The sequence below is a fragment of the Nitrosospira sp. TNL200 genome (genome assembly GCF_055386305.1).
On record NZ_AP041003.1, the window covers coordinates 1923554 to 1942849 of the forward strand.

The 19296-nt window shown below is 60.1% G+C and carries 16 protein-coding genes; 4 read left to right on the top strand and 12 right to left on the bottom strand.

The window, feature by feature from the left end; genetic code table 11:
• Window positions 1–183: 183 nt before the first annotated feature.
• The 3 genes from ACZ5CE_RS08615 to ACZ5CE_RS08625 form a co-directional block, all read right to left on the bottom strand.
• Entirely contained in the window at window positions 184–1641 is a 1458-nt protein-coding gene (locus ACZ5CE_RS08615; protein WP_464574483.1) for a DUF4139 domain-containing protein, read from the bottom strand.
• Between the two features lie 160 nt (window positions 1642–1801).
• A complete protein-coding gene (locus tag ACZ5CE_RS08620) occupies window positions 1802–2545 on the bottom strand; it encodes a 3-oxoacyl-ACP reductase family protein (RefSeq protein ID WP_464574484.1) in 744 nt (247 codons plus the stop codon).
• A gap of 99 nt (window positions 2546–2644) precedes the next feature.
• A complete protein-coding gene (locus ACZ5CE_RS08625; RefSeq protein WP_464574485.1) occupies window positions 2645–3346 on the bottom strand; it encodes an epoxyqueuosine reductase QueH in 702 nt (233 codons plus the stop codon).
• 156 nt (window positions 3347–3502) lie between these two features.
• Here ACZ5CE_RS08625 and ACZ5CE_RS08630 point away from each other — a divergent pair, with 156 nt between their 5' ends.
• A complete protein-coding gene (locus ACZ5CE_RS08630) occupies window positions 3503–4942 on the top strand; it encodes an esterase-like activity of phytase family protein (RefSeq protein WP_464574486.1) in 1440 nt (479 codons plus the stop codon).
• Between the two features lie 212 nt (window positions 4943–5154).
• On the opposite strand, the gene ACZ5CE_RS08635 is transcribed toward ACZ5CE_RS08630, so the two are convergent.
• On the bottom strand, window positions 5155–5592 hold the full coding sequence (locus ACZ5CE_RS08635; protein ID WP_464574488.1) for a GFA family protein: 438 nt from the start codon (window positions 5590–5592) through the stop codon (window positions 5155–5157).
• 461 nt (window positions 5593–6053) lie between these two features.
• On the opposite strand from ACZ5CE_RS08635, the gene ACZ5CE_RS08640 reads away from it, so the two are divergent.
• A complete protein-coding gene (locus ACZ5CE_RS08640) occupies window positions 6054–6383 on the top strand; it encodes a hypothetical protein (RefSeq protein ID WP_464574490.1) in 330 nt (109 codons plus the stop codon).
• 63 nt (window positions 6384–6446) lie between these two features.
• Here the strand turns inward: ACZ5CE_RS08640 and ACZ5CE_RS08645 are convergent, their stop codons facing one another.
• On the bottom strand, window positions 6447–6872 hold the full coding sequence (locus ACZ5CE_RS08645; RefSeq protein ID WP_464574492.1) for a hypothetical protein: 426 nt from the start codon (window positions 6870–6872) through the stop codon (window positions 6447–6449).
• Window positions 6873–6936: 64 nt separating this feature from the next.
• Window positions 6937–9351, bottom strand: a complete 2415-nt coding sequence (locus ACZ5CE_RS08650) for a Tex family protein (protein WP_464574493.1) — start codon at window positions 9349–9351, stop codon at window positions 6937–6939.
• 442 nt (window positions 9352–9793) lie between these two features.
• Between ACZ5CE_RS08650 and ACZ5CE_RS08655 the strand changes: the two genes are divergently transcribed.
• Window positions 9794–11506: an OmpA family protein gene (locus ACZ5CE_RS08655; protein WP_464574494.1), complete on the top strand. Its 1713-nt coding sequence runs from the start codon at window positions 9794–9796 to the stop codon at window positions 11504–11506.
• Between the two features lie 68 nt (window positions 11507–11574).
• Here ACZ5CE_RS08655 and mnhG read toward each other — a convergent pair whose 3' ends face one another.
• The 6 genes from mnhG to ACZ5CE_RS08685 are packed head-to-tail and all read right to left on the bottom strand — an operon-like array spanning window position 11575 to window position 17704.
• The gene (gene mnhG / locus ACZ5CE_RS08660; RefSeq protein WP_464574495.1) at window positions 11575–11901 is read right to left on the bottom strand and encodes a monovalent cation/H(+) antiporter subunit G; all 327 of its coding nucleotides are present in this window, start codon (window positions 11899–11901) and stop codon (window positions 11575–11577) included.
• On the bottom strand, window positions 11898–12179 hold the full coding sequence (locus tag ACZ5CE_RS08665; RefSeq protein WP_464574496.1) for a K+/H+ antiporter subunit F: 282 nt from the start codon (window positions 12177–12179) through the stop codon (window positions 11898–11900). The genes mnhG and ACZ5CE_RS08665 overlap by 4 nt, the downstream gene beginning before the upstream one ends.
• Window positions 12176–12664, bottom strand: coding sequence for a Na+/H+ antiporter subunit E (locus ACZ5CE_RS08670; RefSeq protein ID WP_464574497.1), 489 nt, complete (start codon window positions 12662–12664; stop codon window positions 12176–12178). Before ACZ5CE_RS08670 ends, ACZ5CE_RS08665 begins: the two co-directional genes overlap by 4 nt.
• Entirely contained in the window at window positions 12661–14337 is a 1677-nt protein-coding gene (locus ACZ5CE_RS08675) for a monovalent cation/H+ antiporter subunit D (RefSeq protein WP_464574498.1), read from the bottom strand. Before ACZ5CE_RS08675 ends, ACZ5CE_RS08670 begins: the two co-directional genes overlap by 4 nt.
• A complete protein-coding gene (locus ACZ5CE_RS08680; RefSeq protein ID WP_464574499.1) occupies window positions 14334–14678 on the bottom strand; it encodes a Na+/H+ antiporter subunit C in 345 nt (114 codons plus the stop codon). Before ACZ5CE_RS08680 ends, ACZ5CE_RS08675 begins: the two co-directional genes overlap by 4 nt.
• Window positions 14678–17704 carry a monovalent cation/H+ antiporter subunit A gene (locus ACZ5CE_RS08685; protein WP_464574500.1) on the bottom strand — a complete coding sequence of 1009 codons (3027 nt, stop codon included), beginning with the start codon at window positions 17702–17704 and terminating at the stop codon, window positions 14678–14680. Before ACZ5CE_RS08685 ends, ACZ5CE_RS08680 begins: the two co-directional genes overlap by 1 nt.
• Before the next feature lie 198 nt (window positions 17705–17902).
• Here ACZ5CE_RS08685 and msrA point away from each other — a divergent pair, with 198 nt between their 5' ends.
• The gene (gene msrA / locus ACZ5CE_RS08690) at window positions 17903–19240 is read left to right on the top strand and encodes a peptide-methionine (S)-S-oxide reductase MsrA (RefSeq protein WP_464574501.1); all 1338 of its coding nucleotides are present in this window, start codon (window positions 17903–17905) and stop codon (window positions 19238–19240) included.
• The last annotated feature ends 56 nt before the right edge of the window (window positions 19241–19296 follow it).

Genomic DNA, 19296 nt, shown 5'->3' on the forward strand with positions numbered 1-19296 from the left:
ATACCATTAGGATGAAAGTGATGACATCCTATCGCAGTCAACGCCATGAGTATATTGGGGAAACCTTGGTTTTTTACTAAGGGTTTCCCTTAGTAAAAAACCTCTGGTAAGAGGGTTATTTGCGGGGTATGAGATACGCCCAGGGCCGGTGCATCCAGGGCCGCGGAGTGGCTGCCTCCATCCCTAACCTCTCTGCCTGGCACGCACGCGATAGGTCAGCGTGGCTTCTCCATCGGCTGGTACGCGTATTTTCCATTCGGCGATGCCCGAAGCCGCCTTCGTGTGTGGCTGCGATTCCGATACCATGGTCCAGTCACCCGGAACCGGTTCCCGTACCACGACATCCACCGCTTCTTTCCTGGCATTCTTCAATACCAGTTTGTACGCCGTTTCGAATACTGCGGCATGGCGGCTTTCCGGCGCCAGTCGCTGGAAATCCGTCTGCTTCCTGTCGGCAGTCACATCGAATGCATTTCCCAGTCTCAGGCGAACGGTTTCGTTCCTCGGGGTATGATCGATCCGGTCTTCTCCCACGAACTGCGCATTGCCCTGAGCATCCTTCTTGTAAACCCGCACCACTCCCCTGGGCAGCGGAATCCCCAACCCCTCCCCCTTATTCCGGAATTCGACAAATACCGCGACTTTCAGCTTCTGGCCGATGTCTCCGTACTGGCCGAAGTAGTAATGGCTTGCGCCTGCCAGCAGGAATTCCTTGCGGACGGAAACACCCGTCGTCGAGAGCAAGGCGACCTGCTTGGTCTGGTTCTCCGACAAGGTAGTAGGACGCTGCAGCGTGTAAAGATGATATTCGAACAGCGATTCCTGCCTCAAATCTTCCGCCTCCGCCATTTTTGCCGCCATGGCCATCGGCTCGCGCGGTCCGTAAGGCTGCCTGCGCACGCGATTCAGATCGCCCGCCACCAGCTGCAATCTCGCGTTCGGGTAGGCCGCGCCGCTCTGATTGGTCAATGTAACCCACCCGCTGAAGTCGAGGCGGTCGTCGCGCTCGTTCAGTTCCGCCACATAATCCGCATGCCAGGACATTCCCCCTGTCAGATAGGAAAGTTCCAGGTCCTGTTCACCCGCAACCGCATTGACAAGCGAAACCACCAATGTCGGCTTGTCGCGAAGATTTTCCGGCACGCCGGAAAATGCCAGGCGGCCGGGTACACCGGTTTCAATGCGATCGGCAAATTTGAGCACGGTCCCGCCGCTGGTTGCCAGCACCGTGGCCGCCTCCCTGGTCTCCGCGCCGGTGGCCGGGTTGGTTCGAATCACCGTCACCGTCTTGTTCAAATTCTTCTCGAGCAGCTTCTCCGGCGTGAGCAGATCGAAATCGAAATTCTGTTCCTGCAGGCGAAATCCGCCTGGGTGGCCGACATTACGCAACAGCGCCGTCTCCGGCCGCATCTGCGCTGAAACCCCCCGCCAGGCCAGCCTGTTGAAGTCGCGCTCCAGCCCGACCCGGCGCGCATCCTTCACCAGGGCGAGATCATCGTTATAAATCGTGACGGCCACCTCCTTCTGATCCATGGCGGTGGTGACGGTTTCGCCCTTCCGGTCATCAGGCGATGCGGCAAGATGGGAACAGAAGATTACCGCTCCCACCGCCGGTATGCGCAATAATCCTGTTTTTGTCATTTGTTTTCCATCAATGCCATAAGAATGGGAGAAGGTATATAGGGAATAATACGCCTATGCCGCGCCACAAGACGAATACGGAATGATATGGCTTGGAAGAATTATGGATGAAACGCAGACAGGATTGGCGGAAAAGCGCGGCTGCCTCTTCCCGAGGCGGTCAGGCGGTGAATCCCCCATCGATCGTCAGGCTCGCGCCGGTGACGAAACCCGCTTCTGGCCCGGCAAGATAGGCGACCATCGCGGCAATCTCTTCCGTGGTGCCGTAGCGTGGAAGCGCCATGACCTGCGTCCGCAGCATCTCTCCGAAAGCGCTGTCCGCCGGGTTCATGTCCGTATCCACCGGCCCGGGCTGGATATTGTTGATGGTGATGCCGCGCGTGCCGAGGTCGCGGGCCAGCCCCTTCACCAGCCCGACAAGCGCGGCCTTGCTCATGGCATACGCCGCGCCTCCGGCGAAGGGCATGCGCTCGGCATTGCAGCTGCCGATATTGATGATGCGCCCGCCGGTCTGCATATGCCGCAAGGCTGCTTGCGTAGCGACAAACACGGCGCGCACGTTCACTGCCCAGGTGCGATCGAAATCTTCCAGACGATAGCTGTCGATAGGTCCCATCACTCCGATGCCGGCGTTGTTCACCAGAATGTCGATACCCCCAAGCTCCTTTGCCGCCTGCTCCACGGCGGCCACCGTGGCGTCCGCATCCACGCTATCGACCTGGATTGCTACTGCCTTCACGCCAGATTCCTGTGCTGCCTTGACCGTCTCCGCCGCCAGATCCGGCTTGCTGACATAGGTCAGGGCGACATTGGCGCCTTCAGCTGCGAGGCGCCTGACGATAGCGGCCCCGATCCCGCGGCTGCCCCCGGTAACCAGTGCACGTTTACCCTGAAGCGCACTCATGCATTCCTCCTTCGCGACATCGCATTTTGATACAAATCAGCTATTCCTATAGAGGCGATTGAATCCGGCTCAGCAGCTGCTAAAAAACACGGCAGGCCGCTATTTTGATGGCTCATCCTTTCCCGATGGCTCATCCTTACCTGGCGAGAACCCATAAAACTGGGTACCGAACTCGATCAGTGGACGGCCCCGGCTTTTGCGGTGGCGATTGGTGTCGCGCAGGGAATAGACGCAGCCGCAATATTCCTGCTGATAGAACTCCTCCCGCTTGCTGATTTCGATCATGCGCGCCGAACCGCCGCCCTTTCTCCAGTTGTAATCCCAGTAAGCCAGCCCTTCATAGCGGGATGCGGCGCGATGGCCGCAATCGTTGATCTGATCCATGTTCTTCCAGCGCGAAATGCCCAGGGAACTGGTCATGACGGGAAAATCATTCTCGTGCGCGTAGAGCGCGGTGCGCTCGAAACGCATATCGAAGCACATCGTGCAGCGCATGCCGCGCTCGGGCTCCCATTCCATGCCTTTGGCGCGTGCGAACCAGTTTTCCGTATCGTAATCGGCATCGACGAATTCGATACCATGCTTTTGCGCGAACCGGACATTCTCATCCTTGCGCAACAGATATTCCCGCTGGGGATGGATGTTCGGGTTGTAGAAAAAGATAGTGTAGTCGATGCCCGATACCAGCATCGCCTCCATGACTTCTCCGGAGCATGGCGCGCAGCAGGAGTGCAGCAGGACTTTTCTGTGGCCGCCGGGAGGGACGAGTTCGGGCCGTACCGTGGGATTCGTGGTATCCATGGTATCAGGCTATCAGACTTGCACGTAATTTTCCACCTGGACCGCTCCAGGATAGTTGAAAAGACTCATATCGATGACATCACTCTGCAATGAGAGATCGCAACAATAGAAGCAACCTCTTCCACTCATCCACTCATTGCCAGGAGTCGTGCCAACATGAAAAATAAGAAACTCATTGCCGCCATCTGCGCTTCTCTGTTCGTGGCGCCGGCTGCACACGCCAGTATCGATCTCATCGCCATTGGTTCCCTGAGCGGAACCTTCTCCGACCTTGCGAGCCAGACTTCGGGGCCACTGGAAAACGGCGTAGCCGGCAATATACTGGGCGGCCTGGGCTCAGGCATCGCCTGGGCGGGCGGGAATACCTTTCTCGCGACCCCCGACCGCGGACCCAACGCAACCTCTTACAATTCACTGGTGGACGACACCACTTCCTATATCGCCCGCTTCCAGACGCTCCAGATGAACCTGACAGCCGCCCCATCGGGATCGCTGCCCTACACGCTGACCCCTGTACTGACGGCAACCACCCTGCTGTCCAGCCCCACGCCGCTCACCTATGGCACCGGCGCCCTGGGAACCGATGCCACCCACACTCTGGGTAGCGGTGTGCCTACGCTCAACGCCATCAACGGAACCAACTACTTTACCGGCCGTTCGGACGGGTTCGGCCCCGGATCCTCCACCAACCCGGGCAATGCGCGCCTCGATCCCGAGGGCGTGCGCGTTTCCAACGATGGCAAGAGCGTATTCGTTTCGGACGAATACGGCCCCTACGTCTACCAGTTCGACCGCGCCACCGGCGAGCGGATCAAAACCTTCACGCTGCCCGCCAACCTCGCGGTCGCCACGCCGGGTCCCACCACCGCTTCGGAAGGCAGCCCCTTCAATACCACCGGACGCGTCGCGAACAAGGGCATGGAAGGATTGGCGATCACTCCCGATGGCACCACGCTGGTCGGCGTCATGCAGGCCCCCCTGCTGCAGGATACCAACAAGAATGTCAGGATCGTCACCATCGATATCGCCACCGGAACCACGCATGAGTACGCCTACAAGCTGACCACGGGTTCCGGCGTCAGCGAAATCGTCGCCCTGAACAATCACCAGTTCCTGGTCGACGAGCGTGACGGCAAGGGCCTCGGCGATGGCACCTCGGCCGCGGTCAAGCAGTTGTTCAAGATCGACCTCGATGGCGCGCAGGATGTCACCAGCCTGAGCGTAGACTTGTCATCCAAGGCGGTGAGCAAGACGCTGTTTCTCGACGTCGTGGACAAGCTGCATGCCAGCGGCATCGCATTCGATCAGATTCCCGCCAAGATCGAAGGCCTGGCCTTTGGCCAGGATGTAGTCATCGATGGCGTCACCATGCACACGCTGTTCGTGGCCAACGATAACGATTTCGTTCCCGGCGTGGCCGGCGACAACAAATTTTTTGTCTTCGCCGTCAGTGACGCGGATCTGGCGAATGTGGGCGCGGTTTATACGGCACAGTCGATTTCCGCCATTCCCGAGCCAGAAACCTACGCCCTGATGCTGGCCGGGTTGGCCCTGGTGGGTGGCATTGCCCGCCGCAGGAAATTCGCCGGGAAATAGATTTATCCCCCTACCTTCCTGTCTTCCGCGACCCCAAAGCCTCCGCCGAACGCGGAGGCTTTGTTTTTGCAGAACCGGCAATCATTCCGGATATTTCCGGACACGGCGGAACAGGCGTCTGTTCCGCCCATTTCCTTCCAGAGGCTCTTCATTTTTGGACAAACGCAATTTGAAGGACGGCGCTGCGCGTTCCCGACCAACCTGTCTGGCTATCACTCCTCTACAGTTATTCCCGATCCACCCATTTCCTTCGGCAGATCCTTCATCTTCGGCAGGCCATCCTTGATGGGTAGCACCGTCTCCTGATAGTGCACATGAATGCCCGGGCGGTAGGGAAAACCGGGGATCGCCGCCGCATATACATCCATTAGTTTCCAACCCGGATGCTCGCTGAAAACGTGGCCTCCGCAGGTTTTGCACCACTTGCGGTAACTGTTAGGCGTCTTGTTGTAGGTGCCGATGTTTTCCGCCCCTTGCGTGATCTGCACCGCCTCCGGTTTCCACAAAGTGAAAGCATTGACCGGCCCAGCCGACCAGTGCCGGCACGACTCGCAGTGGCAATAACCCATCGCCTCCGGTTCGCCGCTTACCGTGAATCGCACCGCTCCGCAAAAACAGCTGCCGTCATACGATTTTTTCTCGTCTGTCATTATTTTCCTCCCTGGTAATCCCGCACAGCAGCTGGAAAGCGGCTCTCGCAGCATTGATTCTTCACTCATCCACTTCCTATCCCGCGGAGCGATCACGCGAAAAGCAATTCGCCTTACTATAACGAACTTTCGGCAGTATGCAATCGCTTTTCAGGCAACGAATTTTTCGGACGGGATGGAGTTGACGGAAAAAGGCAATGGCGCTTTGCGGCATGAGGTCAGCAGAACGCGCCGGAGCAACAAGTGATGACAAAAGGCACACAGCGGCATAACATGCCTGAATGAAACCCTTTCGATGGAGTTTGGAGAAGAATGAGCTTCTCATAGCGGATCGCGAAATTTCCTTCGAAAGTATCGTGCCTACCTGATTCCATTCGCCGAGGAAGAAGACTGTCTCTTCCTTAAAACCATCATACCGAGCCGCAAGGCGACAAGTGATTATTTGAGCAAAGGTGAATCGGATGCCGAAGATTGATGCGTACGAACAGGAAATGCTCGATGCGTTCGAGAAAGGAAAACTCGAATCGGTTGCAACCAAAGCAGAGCTTGCACGGCTCAAGGCAGCGGCGCGCGCCATTGGCCTGAAGGATCGGCGGGTGAATATTCGTCTTTCGTCTGGCGATCTCAGCGATATTCAGGTCAAGGCACTCGAAGAAGGTATTCCGTATCAGACGCTTATTGCCAGCGTGCTGCACAAGTATGTCACCGGCCGTCTTGCGGAACCACCGGCGCAAAGGGTAGAGCAGATGCCTCGTCGCGCGCCAAGGCGGCGCACTCCGTCCGCTAACTGATAAGCACCTCTTCTATCGAAGAAACCAGACCGGTTTGTGCTGGTAGAACACTATTTCTACGGCTTAAACAAGTCTCTTGCCTTGCCGATAATGTGATGGAGATAGACGAGTTATGAGGTCGAATGCTGCCTTGTATTCGGAAACCTGCCAAAGCCACGCCTCTTGAATTTCGTATTGTGGGTTATAAAGAACCCAAATTAAATAATCCCACTCATAATTTTTTACCTTTCCCACAAGTGTAACAGGACTACCAGGCTTACCACTGGGACGGTTGGCTTTGACTTGATAACGTGCTCCATTAAATATGAAGTCGTAGCCTTTTCTGACTGACGTCACTCCCTGCATTGAATTGGAATACTCATCAGCTGATGCGCCTACAATAAGCGCGGCATCCAATTCGGAAATTGCTGAAGTTATGCATGGTGCTACCCCAAATATCCGCTCCCACTCAAGAGTGGACTCTACTAATTTTTTTCTTAAATCCTGCATAAACTACAAATTATTTGTACCTTCTGTATGCAAAAGGATGCTCTCAACATGAAAATGTAGGTGACTACCCCCTCAACTTCGCAAAAGCCGCTGCCATGGCGGTATCCGGTCGGGGCTCTTCCTTCCGTTTCTGCTGCTGCTTTTGCTGCAGCTGTCGATCCTGTGTTGGCGGCAAGGTCTTTTTCCCGTTCCCTTGCGCTGATAAATTCTCGCGCTGCCTCGGCTGTCCCTGTTGCTGTTCCCGTCCCATCTGCTGCCCCTGTTCCCCTGCCGCCTCCGCCAGCCGCATAGTGAGGGCGATGCGCTTGCGCTTCTCGTCCACCTCCACCACCTTGACCTTGACCACCTGCCCCACCTTGACGACGGTGTGCGGGTCTTTCACGAATTTATCTGCCAAAGCCGAAATATGCACCAGCCCGTCCTGATGCACGCCAATATCGACGAAAGCGCCGAAGGCGGCGACATTGGTGACGACCCCTTCGAGGATCATGTCCGGGCGCAGGTCCTTCATTTCGTTCACGCCCTCCTTGAAGACGGCAGTAGTAAATTCGGGGCGCGGGTCGCGACCGGGTTTTTCCAGTTCGCGTAAAACATCGGTGACCGTAGGCAAGCCATATTTATCGTTTGCATATTTCAAGGGGTCCAGCGATTTCAATATCCCGCCGTTGCCGATGACCGACTTGATATCCTGCTTGAGGCCGGCGATGATTTTTTCGACGAGAGGATACGACTCGGGGTGCACGGCCGAAGCATCCAGGGGGTTATCCCCGTTCATGATGCGCAGGAAGCCGGCCGCCTGTTCGAAGGTCTTGTCGCCCAGGCGCGGCACCTCGCGCAGGTGCGCCCGGGAGGCGAACATGCCCTTTTTGTCGCGGTAGGCGATGATGCTTTGCGCCACGCTGGCGTTCAGCCCCGAAACCCGCTCCAACAGCGGCAACGACGCGGTATTCACGTCCACCCCCACCGCATTGACGCAATCCTCCACCACCGCATCCAGCGCGCGCGCAAGCTGTGTCTGCGCCACGTCATGCTGGTATTGCCCGACGCCTATCGACTTGGGATCGACCTTCACCAGTTCCGCCAGCGGGTCCTGCAGGCGCCGGGCGATGGAAACCGCGCCGCGCAGCGAGACATCCATGTCCGGCAGTTCCTGCGAGGCGAATTTCGAGGCGGAATAAACCGAGGCGCCTGCTTCCGAAACCACGATCGAAGTCAGCCGCAGATCCGGCCGCCGCTTGACGAGGTCCCGCGCCAGCTTGTCGGTTTCGCGCGATGCGGTCCCATTGCCGATGGAAATCAGCGATACCCCATGTTTCTCCGCCAGCTTTTCCAGCGTGTGCAAGGAACCATCCCAATCGTTGCGCGGCTGGTGGGGATAAATCACTGCAGTGTCGAGGACCTTGCCGGTGGGATCGACCACCGCCACCTTCACGCCGGTGCGCATGCCCGGATCGAGGCCCATGGTGGCGCGCGGTCCGGCAGGCGCCGCCAGCAGCAGCGCTTTCAGGTTGCGCGCGAAAACGGCGATGGCTTCGGTTTCGGCGCGCTTGCGCAATCCGGACATCAGTTCGTTCTCCAGGTGCGGGAAGCTTTTCACGCGCCAGGTCCAACGCACCGTCTCCGCCAGCCAAGCATCGGCGGGACGGCCCTGATCCTTTATAAGGAAATATGCCGCGATATGCGCTTCGCATGGATTGGGCGGCGCATCCCATTTGGGTTTTTCCGCCTCGGATTCGAGCCGCAGGTCAATGCGCAGCACTTCCTCGCGGCGGCCGCGCAGCATCGCCAGGGCGCGATGCGAGGGTATAGTGCCTATCTTTTCCGCATAGGCGAAATAATCGCTGAACTTGGCTCCCGCCTCTTCCTTCCCCTTGATCACGCCCGATTCCACCACGCCATGCGTCAGCAGGTACTCGCGCAGCCATTGCAGCAGCGCCGCGTCCTCCGCGAAGCGCTCCATCAGGATCTGGCGCGCGCCCTCCAGCGCGGCCTGGGCATTCTCCACGCCCGGATTCTCGCCCTGTTCCGTGGTAAAAGCGGGCTTCAGGTATTTGCCTGCCTCTTCCTCGGGATGGAGCAGCGGGTTGCCCAGCAAGGCCTCCGCCAGCGGCCCCAGCCCCGCTTCCAGCGCGATTTGCGCCTTGGTGCGGCGTTTTTTCCTGTAGGGCAGATAGAGGTCTTCCAGCCGCGTCTTGTCTTCCGCCTGCTGGAGCGAAACCAGCAGTGCGGGCGTCATCTTCCCCTGTTCCTCGATGGAAGCGATAACCGTGGCGCGCCTGTCTTCCAGCTCGCGCAGATAGGTCAGCCGTTCTTCCAGCAGGCGCAACTGGCTGTCATCCAGGCCGCCAGTGGCTTCCTTGCGGTAGCGCGCGATGAACGGCACCGTGGCGCCTTCGTCCAGCAGGACGATGGCGGCGGCAACCTGTTCCGGCCGGGCGGCAAGTTCGAGGGAAAGGCGTTGTTCGATGGAAGGCAGCATGGATCAACCTCTTGCAAAGGGAAAATGGGTAAAAAGGGTACCGAACAGCAGATGCAGGTGTTTTGAAGGAAAGCGGCAGGGGGCGATAAGCGTGACGCAGCGGGCGCGAATCGGAGGATGATATCACCTGGAGAGCGGGTAAGCCACCACCGCTCATTCCACTCATTCCACCCCTTCCCTCGCTCCTCCGTATATGATCGTCAGGGACCCGCAAATATCTGGAAATCAGCCTGGATCTTCGTCGCGTACCGGCTGCCGTGCTTGGCATAGCTTGGCATGGGAATGGCACCCTCCCGCTGCGATCCGTGCTGGTATTATTCGAAGAATCGCATATCATTAAACTTGCGGGAGCAGAAGAGGGAGTGCCTGTAACGGAACGAACGGAATGGTGCCGCAATGCAACCGGACATAAAGACAAAGAACGCAGCTCAGGGAGCGGAGCATGGCGGCGCAATTTCTGACTGAACCCAAGGTAAATACCGGACCGCAGGCCGCCTCACGCGGCCTGCCGCTGGTGCGGCTGCGCCGCAACGGACCCTATTCCGCTGTTCTCCAGTTGCAGCGCCTTTTCGGCAACCAGCGCGTGGCGCGCATGATACGGGGAGGAAATATCACTGCGGGAGGCAGGATTTCCAGCACCCAGCGCAAACCACTTCCCGGTGCGGCGAAAGAGCGGCACGGGCAGGAAACCGGTCCCACCGGCGATATTCTGACTGGCGATATTCTGAATAATGCCGATGCGCCGGGCGCCCACGGCCACCCGCAGGCTTCGCTGCCATCGCCTATGGAAAACCACCCCGCCAAAAGCCCGGCTCTGCGGAATCAGCTTCCTCAACCCTTCCCCCGGATCGCCCGCATCCCCTCCGCTCAAGCAAGTCAGGCAACCGCGGGGCACGGATTAACCTTCACGGGCGGGCAAGCCGCTGGAAAAATCCAGCGAAAGGATACCTGCCTGGATAGCAGTTCGGACGAAGCGAGGTGGGCCGGGCAGAACGAGGGAAAGATATTCAAGTCAGGGGACAACCCGAAGGAACCCACAGAAGCCATCCTGTGGAATTTCTGCGTGGGCGAAAACCAGTTGCGGGAGCAGCACCGGCTAAGCCTGAAACAGGACACGGCACGCTGGAAAGGGCTGCTGGCAGGCAGCGGAAAAACACCGGCGACGCGGCCCGACCTGCGTATTAAAATCCAGGGGACGGCCAGCGCCAGCGGCAGCAAGGCAGGCAACGAAAAAATAGCGCTGGATCGGGCTCAGGCTGTGAAAACCTTCCTGGAATCCGAGGGCATTCCCGCATCGTTCATCACGATAACAGGCCTCGGGGCGAAGTTTCCGCTGGCCGACGAAACCTCGCCGGAAAACATGGCGCGAAACCGCCGGGTGGAACTGTTCTTTTTCGTTCCCACGGTCACTGCCGATATCACCGGGGCGCTGGTGGCCGCCAATGTGAACAAAATCAAGATCGGCAAGTCAACAGGGGGGGTATCGCCGCCTTCCTTCAGGAAAAGCGCCAACATGTTCTCGCGCGTCCACTTCGCCATGGCCGCCGAGGCGGATGTCGATCTTACCGGGTTCAGCGGCGATTCCATCGGGTTCTACCAGCTACTTACCGGCGACCAGCGGATCGGGCTCTATACATCGGAAAAGGACGGGAGCGAGTTGTTGCTCGATTACGGCAGATGCAACACGGTGCTTCCCTGTCGCGATGTGCTGGACGCCACCAGCTCCTTCAGCATCGACAACAGGAGTCTCGTGCTCGCCAGCACCGGCTCCGCCAGCGGCACGGTGCGAATCTCCGACCGGCCGGGCACCGGCTTTCCGATGCGCTATCCCGATCCCGTGCGGGGGCCGTTCGTGCTTTCCCGCTACTTCTGGAAGATGGATTTCGACCTGATCCTCGGGGTGCGGTCAGCCAGCCTGTTCATGCCCTTGCAGGCAGCGGCATGGAGTCTTGCCGCCGCGGAAAACGTGGATGTGGCGAAGCAGACGACCACCGGCATGGCGCCCATTTCGGTTCACCAGTCTTTTGTGCCTGTCAGCGCCGCCGGCAAGAAGGATGAGATGGACAAGGCCTTCACCAGCCAGACATGCCGGTTGATGGCCCGCTCGCGCGAAGTCGCGCCCGAAGAACTGCCGTGCCGGCCGGTGGAAACATGATGCGAGCGGAGCACGGTCCGATGGATACGCTTCAGGAACGCGCCGCGCGCCGGTTCGGGCAGCAGGATTCATTTCTTCTTGCGATCGGTCCGCCTGCGATATATTCCCGCGCGCATCAGAAGCATGGCGGTGATGGGCGAAGTGGCCACCATGAACAGCGCGATCAGTATTTCCTGGAAGATGAAGCGGTGCTCCTGCATGGAAGCCACCAGCATCGACGCCAGCAGGATGCAGCCCAGCCCGAGCGTGGCGCCCAGGGTGGGCGCATGTATGCGGGCAAACAGCTCGCGCAGGCGCAGCAGGCCGAACGAGCCGATGAGCGCCAGGAGGCTGCCCGCCACCACCAGCAATGAGGCCAGCAGATCCGCCCAGGCGGGAAGTTCGGGCGCGGTCATGGCTCGATCACCTCTCCGCGCAGCAGGAACTTCGCCATGGCGGCCGACCCGACAAACCCGAATAGCGCGATCAGCAGTGCGATATCGAAATAGAACCGAAGGCCGAGCTGCATGCCCAGCACCAGGGCCATCATCATGCTGTTGACATAAAGCGTGTCCAGCGCCAGCACGCGGTCTTCGGCGGACGGGCCGCGCAGCAGGCGCAGTCCCGCGCATATCGCGGCAAGCGCGAAGGCAATGAGGGCGAACCAGAGCGCCCAGGGCAGCAAGGCAGTCATTCGAAAATCTCCATCAATGGACGTTCGTAGCGATGCTTGATAGTGCGGATCCAGGCATCCTCATCCTTCAGATCCAGCACGTGTATCTTCAGAAGGCAGCCATCCGGAGACAGACCCGCCCAGACGGTGCCTGGCGTGGCAGTGATGATGCAAGCCAGCAGCGCCAGCCCGTATGGGTCGCGCAGGTCTATGGGCAAGGTCATGAATCCGGGCGTGGCGGCTCGCCCCGGCGGGCTGAGGATAATCCCGGCCACCGCGAAATTGGAGCGGATGATATCCGTCAGCACGATGAAAAACAGTCTGATCGCCACCAGCAAGTGATGAGGGCGCGCGCGCAGCGGGCGCATGGCGGCGGTTCCCAGGGCGATGGCGATGGTGAGGATGATGCCCAGCGCAAGTTGGCCCGGCGCCACCGTGTCGTTGAGCAGCAGCCATAAGGCAAACAGCGCGGCGGTAAACAGTGTGAGGGGCGGCCAGCGCTTCATTGTCCGGCGCCTCTTGAAGCGGGAGAGAACAGGGGGTTGGTGCTCAACACCGCATCGATATAGTCGCGGGGAGAGGAAAGCGATTGTCCCGCGAGCCCCAGGTAATCCATCGCCGGACCGGCCCCCACCGTCAGCGCGACGCTCAGCAGCAATAGCGTGGCGACCGGCGCCGCTTCGATCAGATGCAATTGCGGCGTGACGATTTCGCCTTGGCTCCAGAACAGTCGCATACCCATCCTGCATAGCGCTATCACGCCGATCAGGCTCGACCCCAGCACCGCCGCCCATAACACCCACACCAATCCCGGAACGATCGTTCCCTGGACAGAATCGAGCGCCGCCGCCAGCAGCAGGAATTTCGCGACAAACCCCGATAACGGCGGGAGCCCGGCCACCAGCAGCGTGCACGCGGTAAAGCCCATGCCGAGAAATGCCATTGCCGCGGGAATGACGATTCCGACAACCTCGTCCGGCCAGTCGGAATACAGCTCGTCTTCACCTTCGGATTCGTGGGGATCCGCCGCGCTTCCCGCAATGGCTTCGCCCGGCGGTTGAGTCCGCTCGATCATCTCGCTCAGCATGAAAAGCGCTCCCGTGCCCAGGACCGAACTGATCAGGTAAAACAGCGCGGCACCCTTGATCTCCGCTCCTCCCAGGCCCAGCACCGCGAGCAGCGTCCCGGACGAAGCAATGATGCAATAGGCGGCAAGCCGCTGCGGCTGTTGGGCAATCAGGGTGCCTGCAGTGCCCAGAACCAGCGTCGCGATACCTATTCCGAACAGCCATTCCTCTCCGAAAGGCGCCGGAATCCCCGGAACCCCGGGAAGACCGGGCATACCAGGGGAAGGAGACAAGAGCGACCCCAGGCGCAGCATGGCGTAAACGCCCACCTTGGTCATGATGGAAAACATGGCTGCCACCGGCGGCGCGGCCGAGCCATACGTCTGCGGCAGCCAGAAATTCAACGGCCAGGCACCCGCCTTGAGTAGAAACGCGACTCCCAGGATCGCCGCGCCAGTTTCAAACAGAATGCGATCGCCGTCGGCCAGGAAGGGCGCCCGCGCCGCGAGATCAGCCATGTTCAGCGTTCCGCTCGCCCCATAGATCAACGAAACGCCGATCAGGAAGACAAACGACCCGGCCAGGTTCATGACAATATAGTGCAGGCCAGCCCGGACCCTGGATACGCCCAGGCCATGCAGCGCCAGGCCATAGGACGCGGCCAGCAGCACTTCCACGAACACAAACAGGTTGAACAGGTCGCCCGTCAGGAATGCACCGTTTATCCCCATGACGATGAATTGGAATAGCGACTGGAAGTGCGGCCCCATCCGCTTCCAGCGCGCCTGCGCGTAAACCAGCGTTACCAGCGCCAGCACCGCGTTCAACAGCAGCATGACTGCCGACAGCCGGTCGACCACCAGTACGATGCCAAATGGCGCCTGCCAGCCGCCCAGCAGGTATACGGCGATGCCCTCCGGCCAGATGTCTGCCATCCCGCCGCCGGCCATGTCCACCAGGGCAATGGCGGACAGCAGGTTGGCCAGCGCCGCCGCCAGCGCCACGACGGTGCGCGGTGTGCGCTGTGCATCCGCGAACAAAAGCATGCCTGCGCCGGCCAGCAGCGGAATGACGATCGGAAAGAGAGGGAGATGCTGCGCCCAACCGCTCATGGTTCCAGCTCTTCCCCCTGCACATGGTCGGTCCCTGTCAGCCCGCGAGAGGCCAGCAGCACCACCAGGAACAAGGCGGTGGTGGCAAAGCCGATCACGATCGCGGTCAGCACCAGCGCCTGCGGCACGGGATCGTCATAAAGAGACGGGTCGGCTTGCTGGAGCGTGTCGATGATCGGAGCACGCCCTATCGTCAGGCGCCCCATTCCGAAAATGAACAGGTTGACCGCATACGAAAGCAGGGAAAGGCCCATGATGACCTGGAAGGTACGCGGCCGCAGCAGCAGCCATACGCCTGATCCGGTGAGAATACCAATTGCCAGTGCATAAACGATTTCCATCAATCCTCCCTGAAATTCTCCCTGAGTGTGCCCGAGCCGGCATGAACCGCACTCGCCTCCGGCATCGCGCCCGCCTTATTTTCCCGCGTTCTCGCCGATGGCGTATCCGCGCCCCCCACGTGTATCCCAAAAGCATGCGCTGCGTGCTTGCGGTGCCCGCGCCGCGATTGGTGAGCCAGCGCCACCAGGATCAGCACCGCGGCGCCGATCACCAGCAGGAAAACTCCCAGGTCGAAGAGCAGCACGGTGGAAAGGTGCAGCTCGCCCACCACTGGCAGCGCCACATGCCACGCCAGGGCAGAAAGAAAGGGACGCGACGCCAGCAAGGCCGACAAACCCGTTCCGGCCGCGCACAGCAGGCCCAGCGCGATCCAGTACTGCGGATAGATCCGGGTACGCGACTCCGCCCAGGCAGTCCCACCCACCAGGTATTGCAGGATGACCGCAGTCGCCACGATCAGGCCGGCGACGAAACCGCCGCCCGGATCGTTGTGCCCGCGCAGCAGGAAGAATATCGCCACCATGCCCGAAACGGGCAGCAGCAGTTGCGCAATCACTCCCGGCAGCATCATCGGACCCTGGGGCAGCAATACATGCGGGTCCGGCAAGGACGTTTCGTCTTCGCCATCCTGCTCCTGCTGCTGCACCGGCAGGCCGGTGCTCTCCGGCGCGGGGCGGAACCGCCGCAGCAGCGCGAATACCGTCAGCGCCACGATGCCCAGCACGGTGATTTCCCCCAGGGTGTCGAATCCCCTGAAATCCACCAGGATCACGTTGACGACATTGGCGCCGCTGGCAAGCGGAAGAGCGTTTTCGATGAAAAAAGGAGAAATGCCTTCCCCCGCCTGCCGCGTCAGGACAGCATAGCTCAGGAGAGCCAGGCCGCCGCCGGCAATCGCCGCCAAAACCAGATCCCGCAGGCGCCGGGTCCGGGCACGCACCCGCACCCGTAGCGGAATCAGCTCGTCATCGATCGATTTCTGGCGCAGCGGCAGCCAGCGCAGCCCCAGCAGCAGCAGGACCACGGTCACCACTTCGACAACGAGCTGCGTCAGCGCGAGATCCGGCGCGGAGAACCAGACGAACGTCATGCAGGTGGCGAGGCCTGCCGCGCCCGACAGGCTCAGGGCCGCCAGCCGGTGATATTTGGCCTGGAAAGCGGCGCCAATCGCGCAGGCCGAGCCCACCAGCCACATCAGCGCGAATGCCGGCTCCAGTGGCGTCACCGCCATGTCGCCCGACGGCAGCCCTCCGTATGACAAGGGTATCAGCGCGCTGGCAAACGCCGCACAGACGAGAAGCAGGAGCTGCACCTGCAGGCGCTCCGTGGATAGCATCCGGATCGCCACCCACGCAAGCGAATCGGCTTTCAGCAGCAAGAATTCGAAAATGAGCTTGCCATCCAGGCGCAGAGAGTCCAGCAGCGGCACGCTGCCCGTTCCCTGCTGGTATCTTCCCAGCGCGCCGTACAGCAAAACCCCGGCGACCATGGCCACGAGACTCATCGCCAGAGGCAGGTTGAAGCCGTGCCACACGGCAAGGCTATGCTGGGGCATGCCTGCCCCCAGGATGGACAACGCCGCCATGTCCAGGTAGGGGCCGATGGTTTGCGCCGGCAGCATGCCGATCACCAGACAGGCGATAACCAGCACCGCGCTGGGAAAAAGCATCCAGCGCGGCGGCTCGTGCGGCTTCCTTGGAAGGTCCGTCGCGGGAGCGCCGAAAAACACCTGCATGATGAAGCGCAGCGAATACGCGACACTGAATGTTCCCCAGACCACGGCCATCAGGGGCAAGCCAATGCGCGTGACAAGATTGCCGCTGACGAATATCGTTTCCGTAAAGAACATTTCCTTGGAGATGAAGCCGTTGAGCAGGGGAACGCCAGCCATCGAGGCCGCGGCCACCAGCGCAAGCGTGGCGGTGATAGGCATCGCGTGGCGCAAGCCGCTCAGGCGCGACAGGTCGCGCGTGCCGGTCTCGTGATCGACCATGCCCGCCGCCATGAACAGCGAAGCCTTGAACGTCGCATGATTGATGATATGGAAAATGGCCGCTATCAGGGCGAGCGGACTGTTCAGCCCCAGCAGCAGGGTGATCAATCCCAGGTGGCTGATGGTGGAATAGGCCAGCACGCCTTTCATGTCCCGCTGGAATATGGCCATGTAGGCGCCTGCCACCAGCGAAAGCAGGCCGGCGGTGCCTATCATCCAGAACCATGCATCGGTGCCGGCAAGCACTGGCCATAGCCGCACCAGCAGGAACACACCCGCCTTCACCATGGTAGCCGAGTGCAGGTAAACGGATACTGGCGTCGGCGCCGCCATTGCGTGCGGCAGCCAGAAGTGGAACGGGAATTGAGCGCTCTTGGTCAATGCCCCAAGGCCGATCAGGATCAGTGCTCCCAAGTACCAGGGGTGCGCGCGCACCACATCGCCAGAGGACAGCACGACGTCCAGATCGTAGCTCCCCGTGATGCGTCCCAGTATCAGCACGCCCCCCAGCAGGCACAGCCCCCCGCCTGCCGTTACGGTCAACGCCATGCGCGCGCCGCGGCGCGCATCCATGCGCTGGTACCAGTAGGCGATCAGCATGAATGATGTCAGGCTGGTCAGTTCCCAGAACACGATCAGCTGGATCAGGTTGCCCGATAAGACGACCCCGAGCATGGCGCCCATGAATGCCAGGAAAAAAGAGAAGAAGCGCGGAACCGGGTCCTGCGCCGCCATGTAATAGCGCGCATATACTACGACCAGGACCCCCATCACCGTCACCAGCATCGCGAACAGCCACGCGAAGCCATCGATGCGGAATATGAGATCCAGCGCCAGGCTGGGCGCCCACTGCACCACCTCGCGCGCCACCCCTCCATCCGCCACCCGGCCATGGAAGGACGCTGTCAGGGCAGCGCAGGCGCCGGCCACCAGGCCCGCCAGCCACACCGCCGCATTACGCGCGTGCGACGGCAAAAACGCGGCGCACAGGCTGCCGGCGAAAGGAAGGATCACTATCCAGGTCAGGGACATGGCATGAAGCAAAATCGTGTTGAAAAATACCGGGGCGCCTGGAATCCGGCTGGAAACCGGATGCCGGCAAGCGAGCGCTGCCTATCATCATCAATCATATCATCCCGCCACGGCATGCGGCTCTGCGATATTGCTCCGCGCCCGTGCAACCAAAACGCGGCAAAAATGTCTATGCTTCAAGGAAGGAAGCGCAGAAAGATGACGAAAATAATGAAAATCACGGTTGCGGCCCTCGCGGGCGCCGGCATTATAATGGCCGCCTATGCAATGGGAGGAAAGGAGAAAACCGTGACCTCGGGCAACCAGAAAACCGATTATGTGGTACTGGGCATGGGCTGCTTCTGGGGAGCCGAAAAGCGCATGGGAGAAATTCCCGGCGTCGTCGACGTGGAAAGCGGCTATGCCGGGGGAGACCGCGCCGGCGCAGGCTACCAGGATATCCTCGCCCACGAAAGAACGCTGCGCGCGGGCAAGACCACGGCGCGCAACCATGCGGAAGTGGTCAAGGTCGTGTTCGATCCGCAACGGGTGCCGCTGGAAACGGTGCTGGCCAAGTTCTGGGAGAACCATAATCCCACCCAAGGCGATCGTCAGGGAAACGATGTCGGCAGCAACTACCGCAGCGCTGTCTACTATCATGACGAGGATCAGAAAAACGCGGCGCTCGCGACCCGATCCGTCTACCAGAAAGCCATGGCGGATGCGGGATATGGCAAGATCACCACCGAGATCCTGCCGCTAAAAAATTACATCACCGCCGAGGAATACCATCAGAATTACCTGAAAAAGAACCCGGACGGATATTGCGGCCTGGGCGGAACAGGCGTGAAATATCCTGCCGCGCCGCAAAAAATCGCCCAGGCGCCGGCAGCCTCATCCGATGCCGGCGTTTCGGCCAAACCCCTGAACGGAAGCGATTTGAACCAGGTACGGCAACTGGTGGTATTCGAGTCGGAGAATTGCGAGTTCTGCAAACAGTTCGACAAGGATGTGCTGAACCAGTGGAAAGCCGACGTACCGGTCATCGCCACCATGAACAGCAGCGCGCCCGCCGGCTGGGCGCTGGAAAAACCGCTGTTCGCCGCCCCCACTATCGTCCTGTTCGAAAAAGGCAGGGAGGTTGCGCGCTATACCGGCTATAACGGGGAGAAAGCCAATTTCTGGAAATGGCTCGGCTTCCACCTGTTGTCGCCGGAGCAGCGCAAGATCGCCTTCCAGCAAGGCACGGAGCCCCCTTTCACCGCATCCAACCTCGATGAAAAGCGGCCAGGCAAGTTTGTCGATCCCATTACCGGCGCAACACTCTTTCTCAGCAAGGCGAAATTTGAAAGCGGCACCGGGTGGCCCAGCTTCTTCGATCCTCTGGAAGGCGCCGTTACCCTGCATCCGGATAATTCGCATGGCATGCGGCGGGTCGAAGTGCGCAGCGCAAGTTCAGGCATCCACCTCGGCCACGTTTTCAATGACGGACCGCCCCCCAGCTACAAGCGCTATTGCATCAATGGCAACGTGCTGAAATTTGTCCCAGACCCGTGAAATTTCTACCCAACCCGTGAACATCCGGCTTGACATCCGCACCGGAATATCGGCAT

Bases quoted from the DNA above. Each gene is read 5' to 3' on its own strand.
- ACZ5CE_RS08615 (WP_464574483.1), bottom strand. From the start codon at position 1,641: ATGACAAAAACAGGATTATTGCGCATACCGGCGGTGGGAGCGGTAATC.
- ACZ5CE_RS08620 (WP_464574484.1), bottom strand. From the start codon at position 2,545: ATGAGTGCGCTTCAGGGTAAACGTGCACTGGTTACCGGGGGCAGCCGC.
- ACZ5CE_RS08625 (WP_464574485.1), bottom strand. From the start codon at position 3,346: ATGGATACCACGAATCCCACGGTACGGCCCGAACTCGTCCCTCCCGGC.
- ACZ5CE_RS08630 (WP_464574486.1), top strand. From the start codon at position 3,503: ATGAAAAATAAGAAACTCATTGCCGCCATCTGCGCTTCTCTGTTCGTG.
- ACZ5CE_RS08635 (WP_464574488.1), bottom strand. From the start codon at position 5,592: ATGACAGACGAGAAAAAATCGTATGACGGCAGCTGTTTTTGCGGAGCG.
- ACZ5CE_RS08640 (WP_464574490.1), top strand. From the start codon at position 6,054: ATGCCGAAGATTGATGCGTACGAACAGGAAATGCTCGATGCGTTCGAG.
- ACZ5CE_RS08645 (WP_464574492.1), bottom strand. From the start codon at position 6,872: ATGCAGGATTTAAGAAAAAAATTAGTAGAGTCCACTCTTGAGTGGGAG.
- ACZ5CE_RS08650 (WP_464574493.1), bottom strand. From the start codon at position 9,351: ATGCTGCCTTCCATCGAACAACGCCTTTCCCTCGAACTTGCCGCCCGG.
- ACZ5CE_RS08655 (WP_464574494.1), top strand. From the start codon at position 9,794: ATGGCGGCGCAATTTCTGACTGAACCCAAGGTAAATACCGGACCGCAG.
- mnhG (WP_464574495.1), bottom strand. From the start codon at position 11,901: ATGACCGCGCCCGAACTTCCCGCCTGGGCGGATCTGCTGGCCTCATTG.
- ACZ5CE_RS08665 (WP_464574496.1), bottom strand. From the start codon at position 12,179: ATGACTGCCTTGCTGCCCTGGGCGCTCTGGTTCGCCCTCATTGCCTTC.
- ACZ5CE_RS08670 (WP_464574497.1), bottom strand. From the start codon at position 12,664: ATGAAGCGCTGGCCGCCCCTCACACTGTTTACCGCCGCGCTGTTTGCC.
- ACZ5CE_RS08675 (WP_464574498.1), bottom strand. From the start codon at position 14,337: ATGAGCGGTTGGGCGCAGCATCTCCCTCTCTTTCCGATCGTCATTCCG.
- ACZ5CE_RS08680 (WP_464574499.1), bottom strand. From the start codon at position 14,678: ATGGAAATCGTTTATGCACTGGCAATTGGTATTCTCACCGGATCAGGC.
- ACZ5CE_RS08685 (WP_464574500.1), bottom strand. From the start codon at position 17,704: ATGTCCCTGACCTGGATAGTGATCCTTCCTTTCGCCGGCAGCCTGTGC.
- msrA (WP_464574501.1), top strand. From the start codon at position 17,903: ATGACGAAAATAATGAAAATCACGGTTGCGGCCCTCGCGGGCGCCGGC.